Here is a 3,196-nt window from a genome sequence, read left to right on the forward strand (position 1 = left end):
ACTCCCTATTAGTGGACAGGTCAGTATCCGGCACCCCGAGCTTATTCAGCGCCTCCAGCGTCAATTGATACTGCGGCAGATGAGGGCCACCCAAAGCTATCGCTTGTGAGGCGTGCTGTTTGGCTTTGGTAACCCACCCCTGTTCACCCAACACCCAGGCCAGGTTGTTGTGCGCCGGCGCGTAGTCGGGGTCCAACGCGATGACCTTCTCGTAAGCGTCGGCCGCTTCCGTCAGCTGCTGCCGCAGGACATAGTGGTTTCCCACCCCCATCAGCAGGTACCTGCTGTCGGGCCAACGGCGCAATCCCGCCTGCAAGGCCTTGAACACCTCATCCTCGGCGCCGTGCTCGGCATAGCTTGAAACCGCCAAAAAGTAGCCTTTCTCCTCCCCTGTCTCCGGCAGTTCCCCCGGTTGCAGCAGGGTGAAACCCCAGAATTGACTGCGCCGCCAGGTATTTTCAAACGCTTTAAAGGTTGTCATGCGCCGTTCGATGTCTCCGGAGCGCAGGATGAACTCGCCCCGTGCCAGATCAAAGCCCACCACCACCGCGTAATGCCAGCGGGGATACCAGCCAGTGCCGAGGTTTTGCAGTACCAGCACCGGATTTCCCGCGCTCACCTCGGCGATCACCGCATTCAGCTGTGGCGCAATCTGGTAGGGAATGCGCTCGTGCTGCCTGGCCGCCGCCAGCATTTCCACCTGAAAGCTGCCCTTTCTCTCGGGCACATACACCATGGGGACCAGCTCCCCGGGGGTGATATCGAGGCCGCTGTCAGCCAATAGGGTCGCCAGTGCTGCCGGTCCACACTGGTATTTTTGCTGGGAAAAAAAGGGCACCTCACTCAGCTCTCGCGCTCCGACCGCAACCGGAACAGCGCCGGACAACAGGGCGTCCGTTTGCGGCGTGGCGACACAGCCGGTCAACAACAGCAATAACAGAAAAAAAGGCACGTGGCGAAGCCACGTGCAAAACCCATACTTGGGGGGATGGAAAAACATCAAATTTTCGGGAAGATATCAGTGGCACCGGCCACATCCAGCAGGATCAGGATCAACAGCACCAGGGCAATGGTTCCCAGCGTGTCGGCACCCGCCGGCAGGTCGTTGATCTGTTCATGCAGTTGTGCCACCTCGGCATCACTCATGTTGGCCACCCGCTGTTGGGCATTGGCGACATCGACCCCCAGGGCCGACAGCTTCTGCACCACATCGTCGCGGGCAAACAGGGTCTGCAATTCGTCCCGCTGGACCTCGACACTGACTTCACTGGCCAGCTGTTGGGTGCCGATCAGGGCCGCATTCGCACTGGCCTGCACCCCCGCAGCGGTCAATAACAGCACCAGGGTACAACTGATATAGCGTTTCATTGTTGCGGTTAACATCACTCTCTCCTTTTCTATTAAAAAACCAATTAGCTCTAACCCGGGCAGACTTTCTAGCAGCCAAATCACCCGGCCCAATATTCAGGAATCGGACCCTTCCGTGTTTTCCGGTCGAACCGTCAAGCGATTTTCCACGGCCACCACGCCGTGGGTATTCTTGGCCAGCCGCCAAGCGAGATCCTTCGCCGCGCTGCTGGCGACCTCACCCTCCAGGGTGACCTGGCCATTGACCGTGTCGACATTGATATCCAGGCCGGCGATATGGGGACTCCGCAGTAACTTGCCTTTCACCAGGGTGGTGGTGGTAATGTCCTGCAGCGTTTGCTTCAGGTCCGGTTGCGCCGCTGCGGCCTCTGCCGCTGGCTGAGGCTTTGCGGGGACGACCACAATGCGGTTGTCCACAGACCCGATGCCGTCCACTCCCCGGGCAATGGCCTCCGCCAGTTCCCGGTCTATCTCTTCATCCACCTCCCCGCTGAGCACCAGCGAGGTGCCCTTCACCTCCGCATCTATCGCAGCGTCGCTCAGGTGCGGGTTGAGCCGATAGATGGTTTCAATTTTTCCCTCCCGCCAGCCGTCCATGAAACGCTGTTCCAGATCGGCAGCGGACTCAGCCGCGCTACTGCCGGCACTACAGGCAGCCAGAGCGACGGCCAGGGCGGTGTAGATCAGCTGATCGCGGGACTGCTTGCGGCGCTGTGCGAAGGCGGACAACCTGTTCATATGGGCACTCCTGATCACTGTTCCACTGGATCGGTGGCAAAACGCAATGCGGTGCCACGGTTACCCAATACAACTCAACTTCCGTGCCAAAAAGCAGGAAGCCAATGAATTCAAAGCGTTAAGATCCAGGCCGGAATGGGAGAACGATTTGGGGCAACAAAATTGTCGGGGAATAGCGACAGTTTTTCAGAAGCTGAAGGAAAACCCCTTCATAATCAATACGTTAGTCCGTCTCAAAACAGCGACATGCAGGCATCGGCGCCACAAAAGGCAAGATCACCGGTGATGGTCGAGGGCTACTCGCCCGCGCCATTCGGCTGGCGGAACAGTTCGGGATTGAGGCCGTGTTTGGAGAACAATTTGTACAGCTCGGTGCGGTTGCGCCCCGCCAAATCCGCCGCCTTGGTGACGTTGCCCTCGGTTATCTGCAGCAGCTTGATCAGGTAGTCCCGTTCAAACTGATCCCGGGCAGCGGACAGGGTCTGCAGGGGCGCCACATCGGTGCGCAGCGCTTTTTTCACCAGGGTAGCGGGAATAATCGGACCCGAGGCGAGCACGCAGGTCTGCGCCACCACATTCTGCAGCTGACGGATATTGCCCGGCCAGGCAGCTGCCACCAACAGGGTCAGGGCTTCCGGGGAGAACTTCTTGCGCTCCTGTCCCTTGGCGGCGGTCATCTGCTGCAAAAAGAAATTCGCCAACAGCGGAATATCTTCGCGCCTGTCCCGCAGGGGCGGCAGTTCCAGCATCACCACATTGAGCCGGTAGTAGAGATCCTCCCGAAAGCTGCCGGACCGGATTTGCTCCTCGAGCACCTGGTGGGTGGCGGAAATCACCCGCACATCGATGGCGACGGAGACATCGGCTCCCACCGGGCGCACCTCGCCCTCCTGCAACGTGCGCAGCAGTTTGCTCTGGAAAGGCAGCGGCATATCGCCGATTTCATCGAGGAAAATGGTGCCGCCCCGGGCCTCCTGGAATAGTCCCTTGCGCTGGCTGGTGGCGCCGCTAAACGCCCCTTTGACGTGGCCAAACAACTCGGACTCGAACAGCTGTTCCGGAATGGCGCTGCAATTGACCGCCACGAACG

4 protein-coding genes are annotated in these 3,196 nt (G+C 59.5%); all 4 read right to left on the reverse strand.

Annotated elements, in window-relative coordinates; translation table 11 throughout:
- Positions 1–952 (reverse strand): PA2778 family cysteine peptidase (locus ABY948_RS11790; RefSeq protein ID WP_461482730.1); only part of this gene is annotated, 952 nt, incomplete at its 3' end.
- Positions 953–999: 47 nt separating this feature from the next.
- Entirely contained in the window at positions 1,000–1,383 is a 384-nt protein-coding gene (locus ABY948_RS11795) for a PA2779 family protein (RefSeq protein ID WP_461482731.1), read from the reverse strand.
- 81 nt (positions 1,384–1,464) lie between these two features.
- Positions 1,465–2,106, reverse strand: a complete 642-nt coding sequence (locus ABY948_RS11800) for a BON domain-containing protein (RefSeq protein ID WP_461482732.1) — start codon at positions 2,104–2,106, stop codon at positions 1,465–1,467.
- Between the two features lie 296 nt (positions 2,107–2,402).
- The coding region (locus tag ABY948_RS11805; RefSeq protein WP_461482733.1) for a sigma 54-interacting transcriptional regulator at positions 2,403–3,196 on the reverse strand (794 nt) is incomplete at its 5' end.

The organism is Porticoccus sp., assembly GCF_041592135.1.
Classification (GTDB): Bacteria; Pseudomonadota; Gammaproteobacteria; order Pseudomonadales; family Porticoccaceae; genus Porticoccus.

Coding starts and splice junctions, on each gene's coding strand:
- ABY948_RS11795 (WP_461482731.1), bottom strand. CDS start 1,383: ATGTTAACCGCAACAATGAAACGCTATATCAGTTGTACCCTGGTGCTG.
- ABY948_RS11800 (WP_461482732.1), bottom strand. CDS start 2,106: ATGAACAGGTTGTCCGCCTTCGCACAGCGCCGCAAGCAGTCCCGCGAT.